General features: G+C 57.8%; 18 protein-coding genes, 1 tRNA gene, 2 pseudogenes and 1 CRISPR repeat array. Of the genes and pseudogenes, 7 read left to right on the forward strand and 14 right to left on the reverse strand.

All coding sequences use genetic code 11. The features are described 5' to 3' along the window. Positions 1-105 precede the first annotated feature (105 nt). Positions 106-912, forward strand: a complete 807-nt coding sequence (gene proC / locus AB2N04_RS17760) for a pyrroline-5-carboxylate reductase (RefSeq protein WP_367715967.1) — start codon at positions 106-108, stop codon at positions 910-912. Between the two features lie 168 nt (positions 913-1,080). Here proC and AB2N04_RS17765 read toward each other — a convergent pair whose 3' ends face one another. Next, positions 1,081-2,400 (reverse strand): NAD(P)H-dependent oxidoreductase, encoded by a 1,320-nt coding sequence (locus AB2N04_RS17765; RefSeq protein WP_367715969.1) that lies wholly within the window; start codon positions 2,398-2,400, stop codon positions 1,081-1,083. 52 nt (positions 2,401-2,452) lie between these two features. Continuing rightward, a complete protein-coding gene (locus AB2N04_RS17770) occupies positions 2,453-2,932 on the reverse strand; it encodes an Lrp/AsnC family transcriptional regulator (protein ID WP_367715971.1) in 480 nt (159 codons plus the stop codon). Between the two features lie 142 nt (positions 2,933-3,074). Between AB2N04_RS17770 and AB2N04_RS17775 the strand changes: the two are divergent. From AB2N04_RS17775 to AB2N04_RS17795, 5 genes and pseudogenes are all read left to right on the forward strand, one after another. Beyond that, a pseudogene (locus tag AB2N04_RS17775) lies at positions 3,075-6,495 on the forward strand (indolepyruvate ferredoxin oxidoreductase family protein). A 162-nt stretch (positions 6,496-6,657) separates the two neighbouring features. Further along, a complete protein-coding gene (locus AB2N04_RS17780; protein WP_367715973.1) occupies positions 6,658-7,677 on the forward strand; it encodes an ABC transporter substrate-binding protein in 1,020 nt (339 codons plus the stop codon). A 46-nt stretch (positions 7,678-7,723) separates the two neighbouring features. Further along, the gene (locus AB2N04_RS17785; RefSeq protein WP_367715975.1) at positions 7,724-8,494 is read left to right on the forward strand and encodes an ABC transporter ATP-binding protein; all 771 of its coding nucleotides are present in this window, start codon (positions 7,724-7,726) and stop codon (positions 8,492-8,494) included. After that, a complete protein-coding gene (locus AB2N04_RS17790; RefSeq protein WP_367715977.1) occupies positions 8,484-9,329 on the forward strand; it encodes an ABC transporter permease in 846 nt (281 codons plus the stop codon). Before AB2N04_RS17785 ends, AB2N04_RS17790 begins: the two co-directional genes overlap by 11 nt. 154 nt (positions 9,330-9,483) lie before the next feature. Then, positions 9,484-9,559: transfer RNA gene (locus AB2N04_RS17795), tRNA-Phe, on the forward strand. A gap of 1,045 nt (positions 9,560-10,604) precedes the next feature. Then, positions 10,605-11,301: a CRISPR direct-repeat array (repeat unit 36 nt; unit sequence GTTGCGGTTGGCCTACGATCTCCAAGCGGCTAAACT). A 71-nt stretch (positions 11,302-11,372) separates the two neighbouring features. On the opposite strand, the gene cas2 is transcribed toward AB2N04_RS17795, so the two are convergent. The 12 genes and pseudogenes from cas2 to AB2N04_RS17855 form a co-directional block, all read right to left on the reverse strand. After that, the gene (gene cas2, locus AB2N04_RS17800) at positions 11,373-11,717 is read right to left on the reverse strand and encodes a CRISPR-associated endonuclease Cas2 (RefSeq protein WP_367715979.1); all 345 of its coding nucleotides are present in this window, start codon (positions 11,715-11,717) and stop codon (positions 11,373-11,375) included. A gap of 9 nt (positions 11,718-11,726) precedes the next feature. Beyond that, positions 11,727-12,191 carry a type II CRISPR-associated endonuclease Cas1 gene (cas1, locus tag AB2N04_RS17805; RefSeq protein ID WP_367715981.1) on the reverse strand — a complete coding sequence of 155 codons (465 nt, stop codon included), beginning with the start codon at positions 12,189-12,191 and terminating at the stop codon, positions 11,727-11,729. Then, positions 12,127-12,627: a CRISPR-associated endonuclease Cas1 gene (locus AB2N04_RS17810; RefSeq protein ID WP_367715983.1), complete on the reverse strand. Its 501-nt coding sequence runs from the start codon at positions 12,625-12,627 to the stop codon at positions 12,127-12,129. Before AB2N04_RS17810 ends, cas1 begins: the two co-directional genes overlap by 65 nt. Before the next feature lie 2 nt (positions 12,628-12,629). Continuing rightward, positions 12,630-15,941, reverse strand: coding sequence for a type II CRISPR RNA-guided endonuclease Cas9 (cas9, locus tag AB2N04_RS17815; RefSeq protein WP_367715986.1), 3,312 nt, complete (start codon positions 15,939-15,941; stop codon positions 12,630-12,632). Between the two features lie 1,158 nt (positions 15,942-17,099). Beyond that, entirely contained in the window at positions 17,100-18,455 is a 1,356-nt protein-coding gene (locus tag AB2N04_RS17820; RefSeq protein ID WP_367715988.1) for a hypothetical protein, read from the reverse strand. Beyond that, the gene (locus AB2N04_RS17825; protein ID WP_367715990.1) at positions 18,439-18,993 is read right to left on the reverse strand and encodes a hypothetical protein; all 555 of its coding nucleotides are present in this window, start codon (positions 18,991-18,993) and stop codon (positions 18,439-18,441) included. The genes AB2N04_RS17820 and AB2N04_RS17825 overlap by 17 nt, the downstream gene beginning before the upstream one ends. A 1,165-nt stretch (positions 18,994-20,158) precedes the next feature. Then, positions 20,159-20,587, reverse strand: a complete 429-nt coding sequence (locus AB2N04_RS17830; RefSeq protein ID WP_367715992.1) for a hypothetical protein — start codon at positions 20,585-20,587, stop codon at positions 20,159-20,161. A 414-nt stretch (positions 20,588-21,001) separates the two neighbouring features. Continuing rightward, complete coding sequence (locus AB2N04_RS17835; protein ID WP_367715994.1) at positions 21,002-21,991, reverse strand: site-specific integrase; 990 nt, start codon at positions 21,989-21,991, stop codon at positions 21,002-21,004. Between the two features lie 511 nt (positions 21,992-22,502). After that, a pseudogene (locus AB2N04_RS17840) lies at positions 22,503-24,231 on the reverse strand (SulP family inorganic anion transporter). Between the two features lie 53 nt (positions 24,232-24,284). Then, entirely contained in the window at positions 24,285-25,202 is a 918-nt protein-coding gene (locus AB2N04_RS17845) for an MBL fold metallo-hydrolase (protein WP_367715996.1), read from the reverse strand. Continuing rightward, on the reverse strand, positions 25,202-25,642 hold the full coding sequence (locus AB2N04_RS17850; RefSeq protein WP_367715997.1) for a DUF6691 family protein: 441 nt from the start codon (positions 25,640-25,642) through the stop codon (positions 25,202-25,204). Before AB2N04_RS17850 ends, AB2N04_RS17845 begins: the two co-directional genes overlap by 1 nt. Position 25,643: 1 nt before the next feature. Continuing rightward, complete coding sequence (locus tag AB2N04_RS17855; RefSeq protein ID WP_367715999.1) at positions 25,644-26,078, reverse strand: YeeE/YedE family protein; 435 nt, start codon at positions 26,076-26,078, stop codon at positions 25,644-25,646. 98 nt (positions 26,079-26,176) lie between these two features. Between AB2N04_RS17855 and AB2N04_RS17860 the strand changes: the two genes are divergently transcribed. Next, positions 26,177-26,485 carry an ArsR/SmtB family transcription factor gene (locus AB2N04_RS17860; RefSeq protein WP_367716001.1) on the forward strand — a complete coding sequence of 103 codons (309 nt, stop codon included), beginning with the start codon at positions 26,177-26,179 and terminating at the stop codon, positions 26,483-26,485. Positions 26,486-26,707 lie beyond the last annotated feature (222 nt).

The raw sequence follows: 26,707 nt of genomic DNA on the forward strand, positions 1-26,707 counted from the left end.
CCGCTCAAGATGAGATTGATCTCGCTGGGCTTATAGTCTTTCTTCCCCCATTGCATTTCCCGCCTGCACGCGGCATTCCTTTGCCGTCATCAAGGGAGAAGTTTCATGGGCAAATCGGTCATCCTCGTCGGCTGCGGCAATATGGGTTACGCCATGCTGAAGGGCTGGATCGCGGCGGGCAAGCTGGCCGCGAAGGACGCAACCGTCATCGAGCCGAACGAGGGTTTGCGCGCCCGTGCTGCCGCGCAGGGTGTCACGGTCGCAGAAAACGTCGACGAGCTTTCCGCAGGCGCTGACATGATTGTCTTTGCCGTCAAGCCGCAGGTCATCCGCGATGTCGCCCCCACCTATGCCCGTTTTGCCGACAAGGCCACATTCGTCAGCGTTCTGGCCGGCACCGGCACGGCCACGTTTGAGGAAATTCTCGGCCGCCATGCCGCGATCATGCGCTGCATGCCCAACACGCCGGCCGCCATTGGCAAGGGCATGATGGTGCTGTTCTCCAACCGCAATGTGACCGGCGAGGCCAAAGCCTTCGCCGAGGAACTGCTTGCAACCAGCGGTGCCGTCACCACGATCGACAATGAAGAGCTGATGGACGCCGTCACCGCCGTTTCCGGTTCCGGCCCGGCTTACATCTTCCATTTCATCGAATGCCTGACGGCTGCCGGTGAGAAAGCCGGCCTGCCTGCGGAAACCGCAAAGCTTCTTGCCATGCAGACCGTCTATGGTGCGGCCTCTCTGGCCAGGGAAAGCGATGACGAACCCGGCAGGCTGCGCGAGCAGGTGACAAGCCCCAACGGCACCACCGCCGCCGCGCTTTCGGTTTTCATGGATGACAACCGGCTTCTGGATCTGGTCAGCGACGCCGTGGACGCCGCCAAGAAGCGCTCCATTGAATTGGGGAAGTAGAGGATCGGCGCAGGCCCTCGCGCTTGCCCCTCATCCTCACCTTCTCCCCGCAAACGGGGAGAAGGGGACATTAAAGGTGGCGCTCCTTCCGGTTAAGACGCGCTTCCTTCTCCCCGCACGCGGGGAGAAGGTGCCGGCAGGCGGATGAGGGGCGAGCGCCCCACGCCATCACCCTTCGCCGAACACCATCGCATCCTGCCGCGCCCTGAGCGCCACCAGCCGGGAGCCCGCATCGGGCGCGACATTCGCGTGGGTCAGAAGCGCGCCCTTCTTCACCGGCGCCGTCACCGTTCCGCCTTCCAGAAGCCCGCATGGCACGGCCTTTGCCGCGCGCGCCTCTTCCGCCGTCATGATCCAGGCGCGATAGCTGTATTCGCCGATCGCATCGAGCCGGTCGCCGGGGTTGAGGTCCTTCTTGGCCACCGCGCAGACTTCCGCCACCGGCCGGTCGAGCGGCACCATATCGGCCTTCCCATAAAGCACGGCGCGCGCGCAGGTGAGCGGCACTTCCAGCGAGGTCAGGTGATAGGGTCGGAAGAAGGTGTAATACGGCCCTTCTCCAAGCTTCAGATCGTTCATGCGTTCGCGCAGGCGCGGATGGTCCATCTCCGCCACCACGAACACGCCCGGCGCCACTCCCTTGCCGACCGTGAAGTCGACACAGCCCTTCTTCGAGAGCACGCCGCCATCGGCGACCGGGCAAAGTACGGTGGACAGCGCCTCGCGGCTCGCCGCCGGGCCGTGCATGCCGGGCTTGTCCGGTACCAGGCCCGTGGCGTTTGCGATGGCCGCCATTTCCACCATCGTCTTGGAGCCGTCGACGAACTCGACCAGCATGCGCACATTCATGTTGCGACGCTCAGCCTCCTCGACATAGTCGTCCGGCACAGCGTCGATGTTGAGGGGGTTGTTCTTGCCCTTGCCGGCGGCAACGATGTCGTGCCCCATGGCCGAGACAAACTCGATCAGCTCCATGCAGGAAGAGGGCTCATCGCCCGCGCCCAGCGAATAGGTGACGCCCAGCCGCGCCGCTTCGCGCTTCAGATAAGCGCCGATGGTCACATCCGCCTCAACATTCATCATGACGAGATGCTTGCCCGCTTCCATCGCCGAAAGCCCGATCTCCGCGCCCACCGCCGGCTTGCCCGTGGCGTCGATGACCACGTCCACCAGGTCGTTCTGCGCCACCATTAGCGAATCGCCGCAAAGCGCGGTTTTTCCTGCCCGGATCGCGTCGGAGATCGCGCCAGAGGTTGCCGCTTCCACCGCGCTCTCGGCAGCACGCCCGGCAATCTCGACCGCCTTTGCCGCGCGTTCGGGTCGCGTGTCGGCGATGGCGGCCACCTCGATGCCCTTCATGCGCGCCACCTGCGTGACGATGTCGGTGCCCATCTCGCCGCAGCCGATCAGGCCGATACGCACCGGCCGCCCCTCTTCCGCCCGCTGCTCAAGATCGCGCGCAAGACCCGTAAGCGCCACATTCGTCATTCGAACTCCTCCTCGTTTGGCGACCGAGAAGGAGGTGACCGAACGCCGATTGTCAATTGGCCTTAAGCTGCACCGGAACCGGACTGTTCTTCTTGATATCCTTCAGGATCAGATTGGTGCGCACATTGGCGATGCCCGGCAGGCGGAACAGGAAATCCTCCAGAAAGCGATTATAGGCGGCGAGGTCCCGACACACGACGCGCAAGTGATAATCCGCCTCACCCGTGGTGGAGTAGCAGTCGAGCACTTCAGGCCGCCGCCGCGTTTCGGCGATGAACGTATCCACATGCCGGTGGTCATGCCGCGTCAGCGACACATGCACGATGGCCTGAAACCCGAGCCCTGCCTTCTCGACGTCCAGCAGAGCCGCATATTGCGAGACAAGCCCCGCCTCCTCCAGCGCCTTCACCCGTCGCCAGCAGGCCGAGGCCGACATGCCCGCCCGCTCCGCCAGCTCCTGGTTGGAGAGCCGGCAGTTCTCCTGCAGGGCGTCCAGAAGCTTCTTGTCCTGCTCGGTCAGTTTTTCAGCCATTGTCTGCATTCCTGCAAAAATATTCATTCATCCTGACATTATCGGATGATTTCACCAGAAACCATGTTTCAAACGCCAAATCTGGCACAAAATTCCACCCCTGCCGGTTTAGAATTCTTCCAGTCTGCACCGGAGGAATTGCATGACCGTCCAGCCCAAGGCCGGCGAACTCGCGCGCTATCAGCTCGAGGACCGCTACACCCAGGAAAAGGGCCGCGTCTTCATGACCGGCACGCAGGCGCTCGTGCGCGCGGTGCTCGATCAGGCGCGCCGCGACCGCGCGAGCGGCCTCAACACGGCAGGTTTCATCTCCGGCTATCGCGGGTCGCCGCTCGGCGCATTGGACCTGGAATTATGGAAGGCCAAGGACCGGCTCGACGCCGCCCGCATCGAATTCCTCCCCGCCGTCAACGAAGATCTCGCCGCCACCGCCGTGCTCGGCAGCCAGCAGGTGGAGACCAATCCCAAACGCGAAGTCGAGGGCGTCTTCGGCCTGTGGTACGGCAAGGGCCCCGGCGTCGACCGTTCGGGCGATGCGCTGAAGCATGGCAACGCCTATGGCTCCTCCCCCCATGGCGGCGTTCTGGTGGTTGCCGGCGACGATCATGGCTGCGTCTCCTCCTCCATGCCGCACCAGTCGGACGTGGCCTTCATGGCGTGGTTCATGCCCACGCTCAATCCGGCGAGCGTGTCGGAATATCTGGCCTTCGCCGAATATGGCTACGCGCTGTCGCGCTTCTCGGGCATGTGGGTCGGCTTCAAGGCCATTTCGGAGACGGTGGAATCGGCAGCTTCAATTGACCTCCCCACTCCCCGCACCTTCGAGACACCGGATTTCACGCCGCCACCCGGCGGCCTCCACTATCGCTGGCCCGATCTTCCCGGCCCGCAGATCGAGGAGCGCATGGAGGCGAAGAAGCACGCGGTGCTGGCGTTTGCCGAAGCTAATCCCATCGACCGCCACATCTATGATGTGAAGGATGCCCGTTTCGGCATCGTCACCACCGGCAAGGGCCCATCTCGACCTGATGGAGGCGCTGCGCCTTCTGGGCATAGGCGAGGCCGAGTGCCGCAAGCTCGGCATCGACATTTACAAGGTCGGCATGGTGTGGCCGCTTGCCCGCCGCGCAGCACTCGACTTCGTGAAGGACAAGCAGGAAGTTCTCGTTATCGAGGAAAAGCGCGGCATCGTCGAAAGCCAGTTCAAGGAGTACTTCTACGACTGGCCCGGTCACAAGCCGCACGCCATGGTGGGCAAGCGCGACGAGAATGGCGAACGGCTCGTGCCATGGACCGGCGAGCTTTCGCCGCGCCTGCTGCTGCCCATCGTCGCAAGGCGGCTGGAAGGCATCTTCCCCGGCAACGGTTTTGTGGAACGCGCGGAGAAGATCCTCGCCGCACCGGCCATCTCGCTCCAGGTGGAAGGCGCGACCCGCACGCCTTATTTCTGCTCCGGCTGCCCGCACAACACATCCACCAAGGTGCCGGAGGGTTCACAGGCACTGGCCGGCATCGGCTGTCATTTCATGGCAAGCTGGATGGACCGCGACACCACATCGCTGATCCAGATGGGTGGTGAGGGCGTGAACTGGGCAGCCTCCTCGCTCTTTACCGGCAAAAACCACGTCTTCCAGAATCTCGGCGAAGGCACGTGGTATCATTCCGGTTCCATGGCCGTCAGGCAGGCGATTGCCGCAAAGGCCAACATCACCTTCAAGATACTTTACAACGACGCCGTCGCCATGACCGGCGGCCAGCCGGTGGATGGTCCCGTCAGTGTGCAGGCCATCGCGCATTCCTCGCGCGCGGAAGGCGTGGAGCGCATTGCGCTCGTTTCCGACACGCCGGAAAAGTTCCAGCCCGGCGAGTTACCCGCCGGCACAACCATCCATCACCGCCGCGAGCTCGATGCCGTCCAGCGCGAATTGCGCGAGGTGAAGGGCGTCTCGGTTCTCATCTATGAGCAGACCTGCGCGACAGAGAAGCGCCGCCGCCGCAAGCGCGGCCAGATGGAAGACCCGAAGAAATTCGTCGTCATCAACGATCTCGTCTGCGAGGGCTGTGGTGACTGTTCGGTGGAGTCCAACTGCCTCTCCGTCGAACCGCTCGAAACCGAGTTCGGCACCAAGCGCAAGATCAACCAGTCGTCCTGCAACAAGGACTTTTCCTGCGTGAACGGCTTTTGCCCGAGCTTCGTCACCGTCGAAGGCGCCACCCGCAAGAAGCGTTCAGGCATGGAGCTCGACCTCGCGCAACTCGCCGCCGACCTCCCCGATCCCGAGCTTCCGGCACTCGACACACCCTTCGACCTGATGATCACGGGCGTGGGCGGCACCGGTGTGGTCACCGTCGGCGCGCTCATCACCATGGCCGCGCATCTGGAGGGACGCGGTTCCAGCGTGCTTGATTTCACCGGCTTTGCCCAAAAGTTCGGGCCGGTGCTCTCCTATGTCCGGCTGGCATCCTCACCCGATGCCATTCATCAGGTGCGCATCGATCGGGGCGCTGCGGATGCGTTGATCGGCTGCGACATTGTCGTGTCGTCCTCGCCCAAGGCGTCGGCCAGCTATCGCCCCGGCATGCGCGCGGTCGTGAACCTTGCCGAGATGCCCACCGGCGACATCGTGCGCAAGCGCGATGCGAGCCTTGATGTGGACCAGCGGCTTGCCGCCATTGAAGGCGTGACGGGCACGGATGGCCTTGCCGCCATAGATGCCAACCGCCTTTCCGAAAAGCTCATGGGCGACACGGTGTTCGCCAATGTGATGATGCTCGGCTTCGCCTGGCAGAAGGGCCTTGTGCCGGTCTCGCTCAACGCGCTCACCCAGGCCATCGTGCTCAACGGTGTCGCCATCGAGAAGAACCACCGGGCCTTCCTCATCGGCCGGCTGGCGGCGGAAAAGCCGGACGCGCTGAAGAGCCTGCTCGACCCGAAGCCGCAGACCGATGGAGCCCTCGACGAGATCGTCACCCGCCGCGAGGCCTTCCTGACCGACTATCAGGATGCTGCCTATGCCGCGCGTTACCGCCGTCTGGTGGATCGCGTGCGCAATGCCGAGGCTCCGCTTGGCGGCGAAACTGTCAGCCGGGCGGTCGCCCGTTCTCTCTTCAAACTGATGGCCTACAAGGACGAGTACGAGGTCGCCCGTCTACACACTGAAACGGGGTTTTCGTCGCGCATCGCAGACGAGTTCGAGGGCGATTATCGCATCGTGCACCACCTCGCCCCGCCCTTCCTCGCTTCTGGCACGGATGCGCGCGGGCGTCCGCTCAAGCGTCAATTCGGCCCCTGGGTGCGCCTCCCCTTCCGCATGCTCGCCCGTATGAAACGTCTGCGCGGCACAGCCTTCGACCCGTTCGGCTACACCGCCGAGCGGCGCATGGAACGCGACCTGATCGGCTGGTACGAGACGCATGTGGAAAAAGCGCTTGCGCAACTCGATGCCGGCAATGCGGCAGAACTGGCAGAGACCCTTGCATTGCCGATGCAGATACGCGGCTACGGCCCGGTGAAAGAGGAAGCAGCAAAACGCATCCGCGCCGAGATGGACGCGCGACTTTAGGGGCAGGCGGAGGCTTTGCCCGCCACGCCCCGCCATTCACACATAACACTTTGATATAAAACAGTTTTACAAAACCTTTCGACCTTTTTGACGCCGCATTTGCTTGCTCAGGTCCCTCGCCTGTGCAAATAGCATTGGCCAAAGACATTCCGAGAGGTCCCCATGACTGCCATCACCCGCCGTGCGCTCGGCGCACTAGCCCTTTCCGCCGCGTTTTCCGGATTTGCGCTGCCGTCGCAGGCCGCAGACAAGATCAATGTCGGCATTCTGTCGTTCACATCCCATTCGCCCAGCATCATTGCCGAGGCAAAAGGCTATTTCGATGCGCAGGATCTGGATGTCGAGTTCGTGTCATTTCAGGCCGCGCAGCCCATGGCAGTCGCCATCGCATCGGGTGACGTCGATTTCGGCATGACGGCCATTTCCGGTGGCCTCATCAGCCTCGCCGACAAAGGCGTGATCAAGGTCATCGGCGGCGCGCTGCAGGAGACGCCGGATGTCGAGGGCCAGAAGATCCTCGCCTCGAAGGCCGCATACGACGCCGGCGTGAAGACACCCGCCGACCTCAAGGGTCACACCTACGGCATCACCACCACCGGTTCCTCCTTCCACTACATGGCGCACAAGATCGCCGACAAGGAGGGTTTCGACCGCGCGGAAATCCAGGTGAAGCCGCTGCAGAAGGTGCCGGCCGTGATCGCGTCGCTCAAGAGCGGTCAGATCGACGCCTGGTCCATCGTGCCAAACATCGCGGGCGCATTGACAAAAGGCGATGCAGTCGTGGAGATCGGCAAGGTCTCCGACTATATCGACAATTACCAGGTCACCACGGTCTTCACCTCGACAAGGAACGCAACCGAAAAGAAGGATCTGGTCGAGCGCTTCCTCGCCGGCCTTTCCGAGGGCATCAGCGACTACAACGCCGCCCTCGTCGACAAAACCATGAGCGAGGAAGACACGGCGGCCATCGTGGCGATGATCCACAAATATGTCTATTCCGACCAGCCGATCGAAAAGGCCGATCCGCGCATTCGTGCCGGCGCCATGCGCATCAATGAAGGTGCGGCGCTGAGCGTGGCGAGCGTCGAGGATCAGCTCGAATGGTTCAAGTCGGAAGGCCTCGTGCCCGATGGCGTGACGATGGAAAAGCTGGTCGACACCAGCTTCGTGGAAACCCGCTAACAGCGAAACCGCCCCGGCCCCAACCGGGGCGGTATTCTTTGAGCCGATGCAGCTTCTTCTCAAGAACGTTACCCATCACTATGGCGGCCGGACCGTCCTCGACGACATCTCGCTCACGGTGGAGGATGGAGAAATCGTCTGCATCGTCGGCCCGTCGGGTTGCGGCAAGTCTACACTGCTGCGCATCGCAGGCGGGCTGGAAAAACCGGATCAGGGGCAGGCGCTTCTTTCCGGCCCGGAGCCTGAGGGCTCACTCAATCCACTCACCTACATCTTTCAGGATTTCGCCCTTCTTCCCTGGCGCAGCGTGGAAGGCAATGTCAGCCTCGTGCTGGAAGATCACGGCATCGCCGCGGTCAAACGGCGGGCCATCATCTACGATGTGCTCGCCCGCACCAATCTGTCCGATTTTGCAAAAGCCCTCCCGCGCCAGCTTTCCGGCGGCATGAAGCAGCGCGTGGCCATCGCCCGCGCGCTCGCCGTCAAGCCGGCCATCATGCTGATGGACGAACCGCTTTCGGCGCTGGACAGCCAGACCCGCGAACTCCTGATGGACGATCTCGTGGCGTTGTGGACCCGCGAGCGGTTTTCCGCCTGCTATGTGACGCACAATCTCAACGAGGCCGTGCGTCTGGGCAGCCGCATCATCGTTCTGTCACGCCGTCCCGGTCGCATCCGCGATGTGGTGGAGATCGACATACCACTTGCCGAGCGTGCCGACCGGCTGGCAGAGCTCGAAACCCTTCAGCGCCGCGTCTGGGAGATCATGCGTGAGGAAGCGCGCGAAGCCGACCGGGAGATTTCCGATGTCGCATGATGCCACGCGCGACGTGCCTGTCGCCGCCGCCGATATTTCCAAAGCAAGCGGTCAGCGCCCGGTCCCTTTCCGGGGCGGCGGTTTCGTCCACCGCTCGCTCGGTCCCGTGGCGCCGATTGTCTTTCTCGCCATTCTGGCGGTCTGGGAGCTGGGCTCGCGTTCGGGCTTCATCAGCGCGATTGCGCTGCCTGCCCCTTCCGAGGCGTTCGGTGCGCTGGTTGATCTCTTCCAGACCGGCATGTTGTGGAAGCATCTGGGCGCCAGCCTTTACCGCCTGATCGTCGGCTGGACGCTGGGCAGCCTGCTTGGCATCGCGGTCGGCCTCTTTATCGGCCTTTTCTCGCTTGCCCGCGCCGGGCTCCTGCCGCTGGTCTCCGCGCTTTTTCCAGTGCCGAAGATCGCGCTTCTGCCGCTCTTCATCATCTGGTTCGGCATTGGCGAGGGCTCCAAAGTGGCAACCATCCTGTTCGGCACGTTCTTCCCCACCGTGATCGCCACCTATGGCGGGGTCGACAATGTGGACCGTAATCTCATCCGTATGGGCCAGTCCTTCGGCATGTCGTGGCTATCCATCGTGCGCAAGATCATCGTGCCGGGAGCGATGCCAGCCATCCTGTCGGGCTTCCGCATCTCCGCTTCCATCGCCATCGTTCTGCTTGTGGCGGCCGAGATGATCGGCGCCGAGTTCGGCGTCGGGGCCTATATCCTCATGGCCGGCGCGCTTTTTGCCCTCGACCAGCTCATCGCCGGCGTGGCGCTCCTCTCGGTTATCGGCCTCATCATTGCGTGGCTGATCGGCAAGCTTGAAAAGCGCCTTCTTTCGTGGCGAACATGACGGTTCGCGCGGGTTTTGAAAAAAGTCCCTGCAAATCGACCGAAGGGCGCTTGTCAGCGGAAAATCTCGTGCTATAACCCACGCGCTTCCGGTGGAGAACCAACCCCGCCATGACCAGCAGGAACCTCTGCGACGGCATAGTGAAGCAGGGTTTGCCCAGATAGCTCAGTTGGTAGAGCAGCGGACTGAAAATCCGCGTGTCGGTGGTTCGAATCCGCCTCTGGGCACCACTTTTCCCGAGATAAATCCCTATAAATCAATCCTTTAACGACTTTATCGTGAATCTTGTCGGCTCTGTCGTCAAGCCCCGTGTCACATTTTGAACTTCCCAGGTGTGACACCAGTGTGACGGCCTATTGCTTCTTCAGAAGTAGCCTAAGGGTACCCGGGGGGAGAACTGCTGCCTCCCTTCTTACGTTGGCGCTTCAGATTTTTCTGCTAGTTCGGAGTCCCCACTTTCGTTTTCACGCCCCTGTCTGTCTTTGTCAGGCTTCGTCAGCGAAACAGACGCGGATCCGGTCCCCACTCCTACAGTTCAACCTTGGAGCACCATCTTGCTGCTGGCACTGACAGAAGCGCATTTAGTCTTTCCTGAAGATACTCCGCATAACGGGAAGATGGTTTGTTCCGGTGGGTGTCGGTAATCAGAAGACGAACCACAGACGTCCAGAAGTGGTGTCTGTCCTGGTGGAGGAAGACATCGTTCAGCTCGACAAACTGGACCGTCAGAAATGCCCACCAGAGCCGCTCTGCCAGTCCCCTATTGTTCTCCCCAGGGTAACACTGCCGGATCCTCTCTACCTGCCCCACAGCGGCTTCATAGGCCGCCCTACGGATGCGCCCCCTGGTGTCCTGGAAGTGGATGGGACGAGGTTCGAAGGCACTCTCAGCGATCTTCTGAAGCAGTCCTTGTACCTCTTCGTCGGTCCCTATCTGTGGCCCTAGAACTTTCCTCAGATAGCGTTGATGGACGACAAGGAGCTGCTTGCCTGGTCCTGTGACAGGTGCTCCATAATGGCGAACCAAGGAACGGTGATAGGCACAGTAACGCCCCTTGCCAACCCGAACACAGTGGGGAGCACTACAAGGCTGGTCTTTGATTGAATCCATACGGTAATATGGCATATGAACTGCACAAATTTAATGCGGGCAAACCTCTATAAGACCCTTATAGAGACTTGCCTGCATTAAGATGGAGCAAGATCGCAAATCACGACACTCAATGACAGTATTGCCATCCGATTTCGCCGCTGAAATGGAGCGGTTGTGGTAATGTTTACGGTTGGCCAACAATCTCCAAGTGGCTAAACTCTCGCATACAGTTGTGGTCTAAGAAGCTCTGTTGCGGTTGGCCTACGATCTCCAAGCGGCTAAACTTTGCACCGGGGATGATCTCTGGCAGCAGTGGTTGCGGTTGGCCTACGATCTCCAAGCGGCTAAACTTCCTCTTCATTCTCCCTCTCCCTTGCTGGGGTTGCGGTTGGCCTACGATCTCCAAGCGGCTAAACTGGCATCTCTCTGTCCTCTCGTTACGCCCTAGTTGCGGTTGGCCTACGATCTCCAAGCGGCTAAACTCGCTCCAGGTTGCTCTGTTGCCTTTGCTGCGTTGCGGTTGGCCTACGATCTCCAAGCGGCTAAACTGCAGCTGGCAGAAGCCGAAGAGGCAGAGCGGTTGCGGTTGGCCTACGATCTCCAAGCGGCTAAACTCTTACGGCTCGCATGGGTTATAACGAATATGTTGCGGTTGGCCTACGATCTCCAAGCGGCTAAACTCCATTCTCGCCGCCCTCTCTGCCCCCAAGGCGTTGCGGTTGGCCTACGATCTCCAAGCGGCTAAACTGAGCTTGCGCGGGCGGATTACATCGACCATGTTGCGGTTGGCCTACGATCTCCAAGCGGCTAAACTGCGCGGCGCTAAAGCCGTTGGCGATCTGTTGTTGCGGTTGGCCTACGATCTCCAAGCGGCTAAACTAGACCTCAGATAAGCCCTAGAAAAACTAGGGCTTTTTCTCTCAAGGAGGGCAAAAAAAACAATATGCTCGCCTAGAAAAGCGCAAGTTGGTCAGGGTTTTCCGCTCTGCGTTCACGGTTTTGTCCTGTGAATATACGAGCATTGCCATACTGGCGGTCGGTGATCGACACAATATGCACCTTGCCCTTTCTCGGCAACGCACGTCTCACCTTGTCAATAAATACTTCGCAAGCTTCTTTGCTCGTAGCAAAGCGCAAGTAAACTGAGAATTGCGCCATCTCGAAGCCTTCGTCCAGCAGGAAATTGCGGAACTTTGCAGCTGACTTGCGCTCCGCCTTCGTGCTAACGGGCAAATCGAACATCACATACAACCACATCATACGGTACCCGCTCAATGCCGGCAGCCGCGCAACCATTGATGTCCCTCACGTCTCCAGCGACGACACCCGCTGCGGAAGATCCAGCGTGCGAACTTCGCCGGAAAAGCACCGCGCCGCCGAAAGTGCGAGACGCTCCAAGCATAGCCCGACTGGGGTTGTTCCCTGTTTTGTTCTCATATCGGTGACTAGGATGCGTGCCAGCATTGGTTTGGTGCTGCGATCCAGATCGGTTTTGCCTCTGGACAAGAGACTATAAACCAACTGGTCGGCAAGCGGTCGAAACGGCTCCATTAAATCATCGGCAAGAGCAAACGCATTGCCACGCTGACGATGGGCAACTCCGAGACTGGGGTGCAGGCCAGCCGCCATAACGGCCCTCGCTGTTCCAGCCCTCAACACAGTGTAACAGTAGTTGAGCATGGCGCTTACACCGCTTGCTGAGCGATCACGTCGGAAGTCTTGGCCAAAAAGGAGACGCCAATAGCGACGGGGCCGCTTGAGCCTCGACATTCTCTGGATCGCCGGAGCGAACCTTTCGTGCCAGCAGCGTGAAGCCTTCGTGGGGTGCTCCAACGGCCTCCAAAGTCGCCTTTTGACTCTCAATTTTGGCAACGACTAGCTGCGCCCAGAGGCGCTTCCTCAATGGCCGGGAGGATGCAGCCTGGTCGGCCATGCGGCCGGCCTGTTCGTGGTGCCCGTCTACTGTCCAAAGCACGCCCGCGGGCCGGTGGTTGGCCCCGCAAACAATCAACGGCGTACCGCGTTCAACCAACGCAATCAATAGGTTGTTGGAGTAAGTGATGCCGTGGGCTGAGGCGATCACTGCGGCAATGTTGTCAAGCGGGACACGGCCAACTTCCGAACCATCCGCATTGACCGTCAGAAAACCGCGATGCCGGGCCAAGTGGCGCCCGTCCTCGGATATCTCTACCAACCGACCGATCATCCCTACCCCCTGCCGACGGGGATTATACGGCCGATAGGATCCACACGTACCAGCCGCGCACCAGCCTTCTGCAACTTTGAAAAGGCGGCTTGCATATAGTCGCCAGGCCCAAGCTTTCCCGCATAGAGATGAGGAACGAACTCGATGCGATTGTTGGCAGGCGAGAGTTTGCGCACGACGTAATAACGTCGCCCATCGCCAAAGTTCGCTTCAATAGTGTCGCCCTTGTGTAGACGCATGACCAGCCGAGCGTCATTGGACTGCACTCTCCAAGCAGGAGTGAAGTCCTTTCGGTTGGCGTCAAAGACCGAAACTCCTTCGCCGCACCACTTACCTTCAGGGGTCGAGAAAATCTCAATACAGTGATTGGCACCTGGCACGTAGGTTTTGTGAAAGCGCCCCTTTCCATGGCTCAAATTTATTGTGTATTTTTCCGTCTTCAGCACACGAACGCGGCGAATGCCATTCTGCTCGCCGAAATTCGCCAACGCATCGGTCAGTCTGATCCCGTCCCGTTTCGCATCATAAGCGACTTCCTCTAGAGCTTCGCGGAGTTTGAGGTCACGCACTTGTCCAATCTCTCGTTCGCTTAAAGCGGCAATTGGCTTGCGGGTAACGAGATTCATAATTTTTCCACGAATCTCTTCATGCACAGCGCCATAGGCCGTCTCTTCGTGCAACTGGCCTGAGGTAACATGGGAATTGCCGCTTGCTCCGGGGGGTAGGCCATGATCAGGTTTATGTGAGATCACCATCATATCTAGCCTGTCGCGCAATGTAACGCGGTAGCCTTCGAATGGCTCCGGGAACTCGCCCTTCTCGGCCCAACGACCAAGATTAAACGCCTCGGCACGGCCCACCGCAGTAGCGACCCTTTGCAGAATTGCGCGGTTCGTGCAGGCGATAACAAAGGCGTCGACAGCGTGGTGGCGATGATCATCACGACTTTTTGCCAGCTCACCATCGGCAATTGCCCTATTATGGTCGCCGAGCAAACCGTTCAAACCCCACATGGCGCGCAGCATTGCGGTCAAACGGCCCGGGATAGCAAAGACACGTCTGTTGCGATCCTCACCGTAGAGGTGGCCAAGATACTCCTTGGCGAGACGCGCAATGTGCTGGGAATCTGTAAGATGGCGAGCAATAAAGTCACCTCCCGACGTGAATTTGTCCAGCGCATCTGGCTGGAATCTCCAAGCCTTTCTAGGAAACAGTCGCCATGCACGCTCGACTACATCTTGCAAGCGATCTCCCGTCCAGACATCGGCAGGTGACCGGTTCCCCTTGATTCGATTCATCTCACGTGTGCACAATACCTTGTTGGCAAAGCTATCGTCCAACGTCTTTGAACGCGGCAGTATGTGATCAATATCAACCGCACCGGAAAACAACATTTCCTTGGAAATCGGTGTTCCAGAATAGACGCAGACACGTTCGTCCGCTGGAAGTTCTTCGTAGAGCCTAAGCAGCAAGCGGTTGCTGTAGGTATCGGCGAAACCGAGCGTTCGCAGTTCTTCGTTGCGGCGCTGGTTCGCTGCCTCATTCTCGCGGTTGCGACGAATTGCTTCCTGTTTCTGCCGGTGATTCTGCTTCAACTCGCGTGCCAGCTCGATATGAATTTTCGCCGGCTTGCCATATGTCTCAATCAGCGCGTTAACAACGGTTCGCATTTGGTTTAGCGCAATGTGTACCGTTGGATTTGGTACGCGGCCGATACGCTCTTGGCTACTCTCAGGTGCATCGGGGTTGGAGATCACATGGCGGGCCATGGCCTCCCCATAATAGGGCAGACGAGCAAAGCAGCCAGCCTTTAGGTCGGAATGGTGTAAATCGAGACGAGCAACCGCCTCGTCATATGTCAATGGGCGCAGATAGATTTCGCCGGTCAACGGATCCTCTGTTTCAAGGCTACCGCTTTCCATTTCCTTGACAATATCGGAAAGCAACGAACGGCCTATGTGACCATGACCCTGCGGTAGGCGCACCGAACCCGCAGCAGTGGCTGCCTTCTCCTCAAGGCCGAACTCCTCCATTAGCCAAGTAACCAAAATATCCTCGTCCGGCTCCGCGAGCAGATTCTCGACAATATCTGTTTGGCGATCACGCGGCAGGCCTCGCCAGAAAGCGCCGAAGATATCGCGTTTTCCAAGCGCCGCGGCTGTCCTGTCCACATCAAGCCCTTTACGGCCGCCGCGCTCAAGATTGAACATGGCATCGTTCGGTAGTTTGAGCGCTTGTCGCATTTTCTCGAATGCGACTGTAGAAGAGCGCGCAGCCAGCAAATTGGCCAACGCATCGCGCTCCTGCAGGGAAAGCCGGCGCGCAGGGCGGCCTGGACGCTCGACTTCCAGATTCGCCAACTCTGAAAGGATACGGAAACGCTGAAACAGCGGCAGGGCACGGGGTGCTCGTTCGCCGAGATCGACTTCTACAGCACCCGCCATCGCCCTTTCGCTGCTCGGTCGAAAAGTACACCGTCCTACTGCCGGCTTCTTCAAGGGTCGTTGGGCGATGATAATCCGCTTCAGTCTCGACAGCAGTGCATCTGTCAATTCGCGATGATACCGCGATTGCACCTTCCAGATTTCATCCAACTCGTGCTCGATCATGGCTCGGGTGGGATAAAAATCATAAAGTACCTTGGCTCCATCTGCGGTGGGGCGAAACCGCACGCCCCCCCCTACGGGCGGCGAGCAATCATTGCCATGCGATTTACCGATCCGAGCACCCTGAGCATCGACCCGATAGCCGTACTTGTCGCGAGCGTGGCGGTGGGCCAAAAACTCACCCAGCGTACGCGCATTCGCAGCCTTGAGCGCCGCAGAGAGATTAGTGATCCCCTGCTTCGTGGCACCGCCTTCGGCATCGTCTGCATCCACAATCCGGTTGGATAGAAAGCCGCGGCGGCGGTTCAGATGAAAAATCGCCCTACCTATCTCGTGCAACGCGAGCGGCCTTTCCAATGCGGCAGCGCGTAACCAGTATGGATCCATCCGTTCCAATGCTTTGCGCTCAATCTCGTTCGGCGGCATCAGCCCCGCTGCGATCAAGGTCCTCATCAATGAATTCTGTCGTCGCAGGAACCGGTCACGCCGACGTCGCATAGCTCGCGCTTGTCGGCGTTTTGCTGCTAAAGAGTTTTTCGACTGGGGATCACGACCGGCCTCCTCATTGGGTGTCAAAATACGCACCCCAGCATCGAGCACGCCACGAGGCTCGCCATTTGCGTCAGTTTCGACAGCACACCACCCTATAGAATTGGTTCCTAGATCGAGGCCAAGCGTGTAGGAACACTGAATACTGTTGGAAGTCATACCCCTCCCCGAAATCTGACTACAAAACTTATCCAGCAATCAATCCTATACGAGAAGCCGAATCTTCGAAAAGTCAAATCTGACAAGATGTTTGTTCCAACATGGATATTGGTTGATTCCTTGGGATCAAACGCCCACCTTTGAATTAAATCGGCTTTCAAAGTGTGATAGTTTTATCATTGTTTAATCACTTAGCGGGCTTGCAATATCTGCGCTGTCTAATATGATCACTTTTGGGTGCCTATAAGCTTAGCCGCTTGGAGATCGTAGGCCACCCGTTAACAAGCACCTTTGAGTGCACAAAATTCTCTTTTGAGAAGTGCGACGGGCTGCGGCCCGTCGTTTACGTTCTGGCAATATGACTTTTGAGGCAAATGTTGATTCGGGGATTCTTTTTGACCCTTTTTCCTATTGTCTACAATGAGCGCTGATGCTGCAGCCTGAGCGAGGACAGTTAGAAAATTCAGATCATCAAAAGTGCCACGGTCAGACTTGCCTGAGACCTCAAGCGTCTGGCATTTGATCATTGCTCTATTGAACATAAGATCGGGATCGTCTTGGCCGGCTTGCGCGGGTAGATAGCAAGTAACTCCACTTCCCGGAAGTGGAATATTCGCACGGTCGAGCCGTAGCAACTGCCGGATTTACAAGGGATCCTTGCGAGCACCCTCAGCAGCGCCCGTTATAAATAGCACGCGCACGGCGTCGGCAACTCGGTGAATCGCTGCCGCACCCTAGGCGTTATGGATCTCCATTTTGGACGAGTTTCATGAAGTATTTTTTGAGTCCGTGCTTAATCAGTGGGATTTATCTCTGCGGGAGCCGATGATCAAAAGCCTCAAGAGATCCGTTGTTCTGCATTAAGAATGTCGACTTAGTATCTTTAACGCAGATAGATTCGATCAAGGCCCCGACCTGTGGGTTATCCGAGATGCCGTCGAATTCAATTGCAAGACGTCTAGCGAAAATGTGCTACGCATACATTTAAGAGAAAAAAAGGGGAAGGGGTAAAATTCTAAGGATGATATGGGGATTAAGTTCACAATATAAGAACGCTAGAAACTTCAAACACCCCATTAAGTCTCTGCGACCTAAGCAGAAACGACCGAAAAATAAAATCTATTTAAAACCAATGGGTTTAGTAAATTTCTCTGTATTTTAACGTTTGATTAGGAATGTCTTTGAATATCTTCCGGATTTTTCTGCGGAATAAGCAACTCCTATTCTGTTTAGATCGTATAATATAGAGCGCTTTTTTCTCAAGGCATCTTTAATGTTTCTTTCTTCATTTTTATTCAATCCTATTTCCTTGAAAACGTCAGATATTAAATACCTTCCAGGGTTTTTATTTTTCATTGCTATTATTAGCGCTTCTCTTGACGATACTTTTTGGTTGGTAGTTCCCCCCGAACCATCTAAGTCGTACTCCCAGTCGCGTATAACCGCGCCGGTGAAGGCCTCGCGAATTGCGCTCTCAACATCTCTTCCCAGAACGGTCTTCGGAAGGGTAACAAAAACCTCTGTCGGCAAACAGTTGCCCTCTTCATCTATCACCTTGCGACTGCGCGGGCGGCCCAAGGCCTGGATCACCTGTGCGGCAATCGACATCACCTCAAGTCTGTGACGAATGGCCTTTGCTTCCTTGGATCGAAGCCACTCTTTTGTTTGAGCACCTCTCAACGCAAAATAAATGTTCACCGGCCATGCTCGATCCCGGAAACTCAGGCCAAACAGTACTGCCTTGTTGCAGTCGCGAAAGTCGTTGAGGCCGTCGAGGCTGCCCCAATGTCCAGTTAATGCAATCTCCTCAGGGAGGTGCTTTCTTGCCAGTGCCTCGGTCGCCAGATGCGTTACCACCATCCACTTGTCTCCTGGCTTAGTGTGCTCGGAGACGAATTGCGCCAAGTGTCTAAGCCGCGCTTCACCAGCTTCGCGCATTGCCTCCTTGCCAATGCCGCTGGAGCGGAGGATGTGAATCGTCAAGTTTCGATAGCTTCGCACCTTGGGAAGCGGAACAAGCTTGGCGCGCCGGTAGTCCAACACGGGATCTTGGTTCGCGGTTGCATTCAGCACTACGGGTGCAAAGAAATGCGGCACCTTCTCTTTTCCGGTGGTTAGAGCCTTACGCGAACCTTGAATCGAGAAGAGTGCCCAATGCCGATATAGCTGGATGATCGCAGAGAGGGTCTCCCATACATGCTGCAGTTCCGCATTCTTGCTATCGGGATCGTTCCAAACTGGGTGGTATGACGATACGGATTTCAAGTCCGACACCATTTGGCGGAAGAGTATCTCCAGCTCATCTATCTGCCCGCTGGAAAGTGGATCTTGCTCGCTCCATATGGGCGAAATCTCTTCAACACGGCTTGAGACAGCCTTGAAGAAATCGAGCATTGATGAGACTGCGGCGAAAGCCTGCCGATGCTTTGCCTTAAACTCCGCAGAGACGCGAAGCCCCAACACCCGGTGCAATGAACCTTCGTCAACTGAATGGAATTCAACTGCATTGGCCAAGGGCCTCATCGATGATAACGAGGCACCGACGCCCGCCTTCCCAGCTCCCGTAGGCGTCGACTATCCCAGAATATGATTGTGCCCAGGACTGCGTGACAGCAGCATGTGTAATCACTACCACCGGGAAATGCCGGCATTCTTGCAAGGTGACCGCGTTGGACGAGTGTCGCGTAATGGCAGCCTCGAAGCCGGCAAGCTCATTAATCGTGCGTGCGGCGTCCTCGCATTGCTGAATGGTTCGAGCGACGAAGAGACCGCCAATTTGTAGCGGCGGTGAAAGTTTTCTGGAAGTCTTTGCCATCATTGCCAGGTACAGCAACGCGCCTTGCGTCTTCCCGACGCCCATCTCGGGCGCTAAAACCTGCCATGCTGGAGCAATTGAGAGGGCGCTTGCCTTCATATTCTGTTGGATTGCCAGGTGGAACGTCTCCCCCATCCTGGTCCAAAGCTCCCGGAAGGCAGGACCGGAGACATTGCCCAACTTCAAAGTCCACAACCGCTCCATTTCAGCGGCGAAATCGGATGGCAATACTGTCATTGAGTGTCGTGATTTGCGATCTTGCTCCATCTTAATGCAGGCAAGTCTCTATAAGGGTCTTATAGAGGTTTGCCCGCATTAAATTTGTGCAGTTCATATGCCATATTACCGTATGGATTCAATCAAAGACCAGCCTTGTAGTGCTCCCCACTGTGTTCGGGTTGGCAAGGGGCGTTACTGTGCCTATCACCGTTCCTTGGTTCGCCATTATGGAGCACCTGTCACAGGACCAGGCAAGCAGCTCCTTGTCGTCCATCAACGCTATCTGAGGAAAGTTCTAGGGCCACAGATAGGGACCGACGAAGAGGTACAAGGACTGCTTCAGAAGATCGCTGAGAGTGCCTTCGAACCTCGTCCCATCCACTTCCAGGACACCAGGGGGCGCATCCGTAGGGCGGCCTATGAAGCCGCTGTGGGGCAGGTAGAGAGGATCCGGCAGTGTTACCCTGGGGAGAACAATAGGGGACTGGCAGAGCGGCTCTGGTGGGCATTTCTGACGGTCCAGTTTGTCGAGCTGAACGATGTCTTCCTCCACCAGGACAGACACCACTTCTGGACGTCTGTGGTTCGTCTTCTGATTACCGACACCCACCGGAACAAACCATCTTCCCGTTATGCGGAGTATCTTCAGGAAAGACTAAATGCGCTTCTGTCAGTGCCAGCAGCAAGATGGTGCTCCAAGGTTGAACTGTAGGAGTGGGGACCGGATCCGCGTCTGTTTCGCTGACGAAGCCTGACAAAGACAGACAGGGGCGTGAAAACGAAAGTGGGGACTCCGAACTAGCAGAAAAATCTGAAGCGCCAACGTAAGAAGGGAGGCAGCAGTTCTCCCCCCGGGTACCCTTAGGCTACTTCTGAAGAAGCAATAGGCCGTCACACTGGTGTCACACCTGGGAAGTTCAAAATGTGACACGGGGCTTGACGACAGAGCCGACAAGATTCACGATAAAGTCGTTAAAGGATTGATTTATAGGGATTTATCTCGGGAAAAGTGGTGCCCAGAGGCGGATTCGAACCACCGACACGCGGATTTTCAGTCCCCCTCTGAGAACACCGATAGTTCAACAGGAACAACACCTTAGATAACCCGACGATCAGTCCTGTCACACTGGTGTCACAGGAGATGATCAATGGCGACCATTCGGAAGCGCGGCAAGATGCGCTCTCATTGTCGGATTTTCCTCTCTCCTCTATACTGAAGCACCATTACAAGAGCGCTCTCATAGGCTGCCTCTTTGGCAAGTTTAGTGGTCCGCAAAACTGTAAGGCGGTGCTGGCGGGCTGACAGCGCAGCGTATTTCTTCAATTGATCTGAGCAGGCAATGACGACAGCTTTAGCGATGTCACTTGCTGGTGACACTTTGTCATCTAAGAGCGGGACGGCGGTCAACATACAATCTCTCGAATTCTGAAGGGCTAAATCCGCACTATCGTTCGCAATAAGCGTACTTCCATATTCCTCCGACTGATCGCCATTGCCGAAATGTTCATCAGTCTCGATTGTTTGGAGATGCACGAATTCTCCAGACTGAAAGTTATAGAAGTGTGCACCCATCGTCCCTTGCTCGTTTCTCAAGCCCGCGACGACAAGCAACGTACTATCCTTCCGAAACTCTATCGGCCGAAAACCATCGTCTACATTTCCCCAACAGCACACGCTAAATGGAAGGAAAAACACGTCTCCATTTCGGGCGTCCAGCACAGCGCCGGCTACGCAAGTTGTTCCGCACCCCCAAGAAGTTAAGATGTAATGACCTGCAAAATTCACACGCCCTTTGGCTGCGTTTCGAAGACGAGTTCGGTATTTATTGGCTCGACTATGCGATGACAGGTTTGGGGCGCTAACTGGGCCGCGATAAACCTCTACTGGGTATGAGCGGAATTTCGGGATACTCGAAACCGATTCGGCCCTAGCCGCACAAGGTATCCAAAGCATTGTAAAGACGACCAATTTAACAATCACAAACGCCGTCATGCGATTCATTTCAATCTCTCCCAAGTTGAACAATTATTCGCCTGATAGCGCGCACAATTTTTGCGCTACATCTTGAGATTTCAGATGCGTATATCGAAACAACATACGCGGATCTCTATGACCACTGATCAATGCTACTTCAGCAACATTCAGTCCTCGTTCAAAGAAGCGGCTAACTGCTTCATGCCGTAGATCATGAAAACGAAGGTCACTAATGCCAGCTCGTTCTACAAGCCTATCCCAAGCCTGCCTGAGCGCCGTGTCGGTAGTCGGTAAAACCCGCTCGGTGCGGCGTGGAAGTCGTGACAGAATGGCGTTGGCTGCGGGTGTCAAAGGAACCTGCCTTGGATGCCCATTCTTGGTATCTGGCAAGAAAGCAAGATTATTATCCAGATCAATATTGTCCCAATTCAAGCTCAATAGTTCGCTCCGGCGCATCGCGGTTTCAATTGCCAATTCAATTGCCGGCCAGAGGTAGGGTGAGCGGCTGTATCTCGCAGCTTCACGCAAAGCTTCAAACTCGCCTTGTTCAAGACGACGGTTCCTCGACTTGATGCCCATCGGGATTCTGATTTGGTCAACAGGGTTTGAAGCAAGGGATAATCCCCATTCTTTCCTCGCGATTTCGATAGCATGCCTGATCAGTACAAGATCGTACTGGCTGGCTCTCAGACCGTCCTTGTTTCTCCGATTTCGAAATTTGCAGAGGGTAGGAGCATCGAGGGCAACTAAGGGTGTAGTAGCAATCCGATCTCTTTGGAGCCGCGCCAGTCGACGCTCTTCAGCATCTCTTCCCTTTTTTGATGGTGTGATTTCTCGCCCATACCTTTCGAGCAGTGCGCCAAGGGTGAGATCGTTCAGCGCGGACATGTCTATATGCCGACCAAGATCAATGTTGCTCTCAATCTTCCTTGCCCATTGCTCCGCATCTTTTCGGGTAGAGAACGACTTGTTTTGCGGAGGAACACCCTTACGCCGAACCTGTACCTGCCATTTGTTGCCGCGCTTCCGAATGGTCGCCATTGATCATCTCCTGTGACACCAGTGTGACAGGACTGATCGTCGGGTTATCTAAGGTGTTGTTCCTGTTGAACTATCGGTGTTCTCAGAGGGGGACTGAAAATCCGCGTGTCGGTGGTTCGAATCCGCCTCTGGGCACCATTTCTTTCTTCAAAAGAATGCATTTTCAAGAAGTTGGCGAATGCCGCGAGTTCTCAACCCACCGCTCCATCCATCTAATTGACGCTGGTAGGGATTGATTGTCTCAATCCGTCTCCTTGCCTCTCATTGCCTCGGTGGCGTTCGAGACAACGCAGCTTTGAACCAGGCTTGGCAGTTTGCAGGGAGTGTGGCGGCTTGCGCTACCAGCTACTTAGCGGGCGACAGATCTGCGATCGCGAAGGCGGGGCTGGCAGCATTGCGCCTGCAAATCGATCGTTGGAATGAATTCGGCGCGATCTGCTAAGCAGCCGTTCGCTGCGAGCAGAACGGATGGCCGCATTTGATCACCCGATCAGGCGGTCTGGCGAGCAGCCTATCGGGGCCCGGATTCGCCCAGCTTGCAGGCGGCCTCATGTTGGCTAAGGAACACGTCACCGGTAAGCTCTTCGAGGAAATGGCTGCGCTTCAACCGATCCATCACCGGGCCCTTCACCTCACTCAAATGCAGCCGGACACCCGCGTCATTCAGCCGTGTATTGATCGTCTCGAGCGATTCCAGCGCCGACAGATCGATCTCATTCACCGCCGGGAACATGAGGACGACATCCGTCAAATCGGGTTTGTCGGCCGCATAGCGCGAAAGTTGGTCCTCCAGAAAGCGCGCATTGGGGAAATAGAGGCTCTCGTCGACACGCAAGCTCAGCACATGCGGTTGGGTCTCGACCTCATGTCGCAGCACGTTGCGGAAGTGCTCGGTCCCGGGCACCCGGCCCCACCACGGCCATATGCGGGCGCGAGGTCTTGAAAAGATGCACGAGGATCGAGGTAACCACCCCCGCGGTCACTCCTGCCTCGACCCCGAAAAGCAGCGTAAGAAGGATCGTTACGCTGACGGCGGCGAAATCGGCGTGACTGAAGGCCCATGCCCGTTTCAGTATTGAGAAATCGACAAGGCTCAGGACCGCGACGATGATCGTGGCGGCCAAGGTGGCCTTGGGGAGAAAATAGATCAGCGGAGTCAGAAACAGCGCGGCAAGCGCCAGACCAACGGCGGTGAAAGCCCCGGCCGCCGGCGTCTCTGCCCCTGCATCAAAATTCACGACCGAGCGCGAGAAACCGCCGGTAACCGGGAAGCCGCCGGTGAACGCGGCCCCGAGGTTAGCGCTGCCGAGGCCGATCAGCTCTTGGTCCGGGTCGATCCGCTGGCGCTTCTTGGCGGCGAGGGTTTGCGCCACCGAGATACTCTCCACAAAGCCGATGACGGAGATCAGGAGAGCCGGAACGAAAAGCTGCGACAGCAGGTCAGGCGAGAGCGAAGGCAGGGTCAGCGGTGGCAGGCTCTGCGGCACTTCGCCCACGATCGCCACGCCGTGCGCGTCGAGTCCGAAGGCCCACACCGCCAGCGTGGTGCCGACGATCGCCAGCACGGGCCCTGTCTTGGCGCCGATATCCGCCATGCGCGGCCCCAGCCCGAGGCGCCTGAGCAGTGGTTTCAGCCCGCCGCGCACCCAGAACAGGAAACCTGTCGCGGTCACACCTAGCAGTGCGGTAATGAGGTTTACCTCATCCAGATGCGCCCAGAGGCTGGCGAGAATTTCCACCAGCGTATGCCCCTCCGCTTCGATCCCCAGAATATGGCGCAACTGGCTAGCCGCAATGAGAATGCCGGAAGCGGTGATGAACCCTGCGATGACCGGATGAGACAGGAAATTCGCCAAGAAGCCGAGCCGAAACAGGCCAAGCGCCAGCAACATCGCCCCTGAGACGAACGCCAGTGTCAGCCCCGCTGTTACATAGCCCGCCGTGCCGCTTTGGGCTATCTCGCCCACCGCCGCCGCCGTCATTAGCGAGACCACGGCCACCGGCCCCACCGCCAGCGCCCGGCTGGTCCCAAAGATGGCATACAGCATGATCGGCGCGATGGACGCATAGATCCCCGCCTCGGGTGGCATCCCCGCTAACAGCGCATAGGCCAGGGACTGCGGGATCAGCATGATCGTAACGATCACGGCAGCCACCATGTCGCCAGTGGCCTGGCCACGGTCATAGCGGCGTCCCCAGTGGAGGATCGGTAGGTATTGCGCAAGCGAGGGCAGGGTCATGTTAGGTTATCCAACACAGGCAGGGGCAGCCTCGCAGGGCCACCTGATCAAGTTCAGTCGAACCGGTTGACCGGCAGTTTCAGGTAGTGGTTGCCGTCATCCTCGGCTGCTGGCAGTCGCCCGCCGCGCAAGTTGATCTGCAAGGCAGCAAGGATACGGTTCGGCAGCGACAGCGTCGCGTCGCGGGTCTGGCGCCGCTCTATATAGTCCTCGCGCCTGGTGCCCTCTCTGACGTGAATGTTGTTGGCCTTGTGCTCACCGACGGTGGCTTCCCATATCGGTTCTTTGCGCTCCTTGGTGCCATAGTCATGGCCGACAAAAAGGCGGGTTTTCTCGGGCAGAGACAGGATGTCTTGAATCGAGTCCCAGAGCTCCGCCGTCACGCCACCGGGGAAGTCCGAGCGCGAGGTGCCCGCGTCGGGCTGCATCAGTGTGTCATGCACAAAGGCGGCATCACCGCAAACGTAAGAGATCGAGCCCAGCGTATGCCCGGGCGAAAGCATCACGTTCACGTCCAACTCGCCGATCTTGAAGGTCTCGCCTTCCTGAAACAGGTGGTCGAAATCCTGGCTCGGGTCGAAGGCATCGGGCAGGTTATAGAGATCCGCCCAGATCTTGGCGATCTCCGGCACCAGTGCTCCGATGGCATTCGGTGCGCCTGTACGCTCCTTCAGTTGGGCCGAGGCCATCACGTGATCCGCATGGGGGTGAGTGTCGAGCACCCACTCCACGGTAAGGCCGTTTTCCGCCACAAGGTCCAATACCTGTTCCATGCTCTCGGTCGAGAACCGGTAGTTCTTCGGGTTAAAGTTCCACACTACATCGATCAGTGCGGCCTTCTTCGTCGCTGGATCGGCGCAGATATATTGGATCGACCCGGTGTCCGGTTCGTAAATTCCCCAGACATCAGGACTCCGATCCCCCGTCGAAGGGGAGTGGCGGACGAGGGGAGCATTCAGCGGATCGCTCATCATGAGGCTCCTTTACGTGCATTGGGTGTGAGGTCAGGCGTATGGCGTGCGGCCCACATTCCAACGAGCATGAAGGGCACGAAGGTCAGTGTTCCGGTCGCGGCCACAGGCAGGGCGGTTAGCGCGGGGCCAGGGCAAAAGCCGCCCACCCCCCAGCCGATGCCAAAGATCGCGGCCCCGGTGAGCAGTTTCAGCTCCAGGTCGTTGCGCGTGGGGAGCCGAAAGACGCTGTCGAACAGCGGTTTCTGACAGCTGCGAAAGAGCAGCGCGAAGCCCGGTGCCGTAACGGCGATGGCCCCGCCCATGACAAAGGCGAGACTCGGATCCCAAGTGCCAAATACATCCAGAAAGTTGAGAATCTTCGCCGGATTGGCCATGCCGGAGACAATCAGGCCAAGGCCGAAGATCAGTCCGGAGAGAAGCGCGAAAATCTGTTTCATGTCAGACTCCGATGAGGTGACGCATGACGAAGACGGTCGCAATGGCCGTCGCCATGAAGGTTACGGTTGCCACGATCGAACGGGCCGAGCCTCGGCTGATCCCGCAGACCCCATGGCCTGAGGTGCAGCCATTGCCATAGCTCGCGCCGAATCCGACCAGCAGACCGGCGACCGCCATGAGAACCGGGTTCGACGGCACCCATTGCTGCGGCCAGCTACCCGAGACCAAGAGCCACAGCGGCGCGGCCAGCAGCAGCCCCAGCACGAACAGTGCCGAAACGCCGCGCTCCCCTCCTTCGGTGCTGCGGGTGAAAATCTTGGCCGTCAGGCCGCTGATGCCCGCGATGCGGCCGTTGGTGCCCATCAGCAGAACCGCCGAGGCCCCGATCATCATGCCTCCACCGAGCGACAGCCAGGGGGTGAATTCGGTTTCCATGTTCCATCTCCGCGATGCGCCCCCCTTTGAGAGGGTGGGCTTGTATCGATCTGCTCAATACTATATATTCGACATACTTAATATTCAATGAGCGTAATATGAAAAACGTAGAGGACTTCCTCGATGGCGATATCGCGAGCGCGGCGACATTGATGACGATGCTGGCCTCCGAGGCGCGTTTGCAGATTCTCTGCCGCCTGCTCGAGGGCGAAAAGTCGGTGGGCGCCCTTGCGCAAGCCTGTGGGGTTTCACAGTCCACCATGTCACAGCAGTTGAAGAAGCTGAAAGAAGCCGGATTGGTCGAGGGCCGCCGGGCCGGACAGACGATCTATTACGGCGTCAAGGGCCATGAGGCCGTCGCCGTACTGGAAACGCTGCACAGGCTCTACTGCGCCCGCGACGATTGATGCAGAGCCCCCGGCAGAGCCGGACGCCCTGAGCGTTCTCACGCATTGGCCTTCTCATCCGCATAGGATCTGACGAACTGACCTATTCCCTTCGAAATCAGTCGCCCGCCGGTGGTTGCCGGTCGGGCGATTTTCCTTTTTGAGGTCCCGGCACCGCGGCGCTCTCCACAGGGAGAAAGCCAGCGGAGGTTCGAACGGTTGACAAAACAAAACAATTATTTT

The organism is Nitratireductor sp. GISD-1A_MAKvit (genome assembly GCF_040819555.1).
Classification (GTDB): Bacteria; Pseudomonadota; Alphaproteobacteria; order Rhizobiales; family Rhizobiaceae; genus Nitratireductor.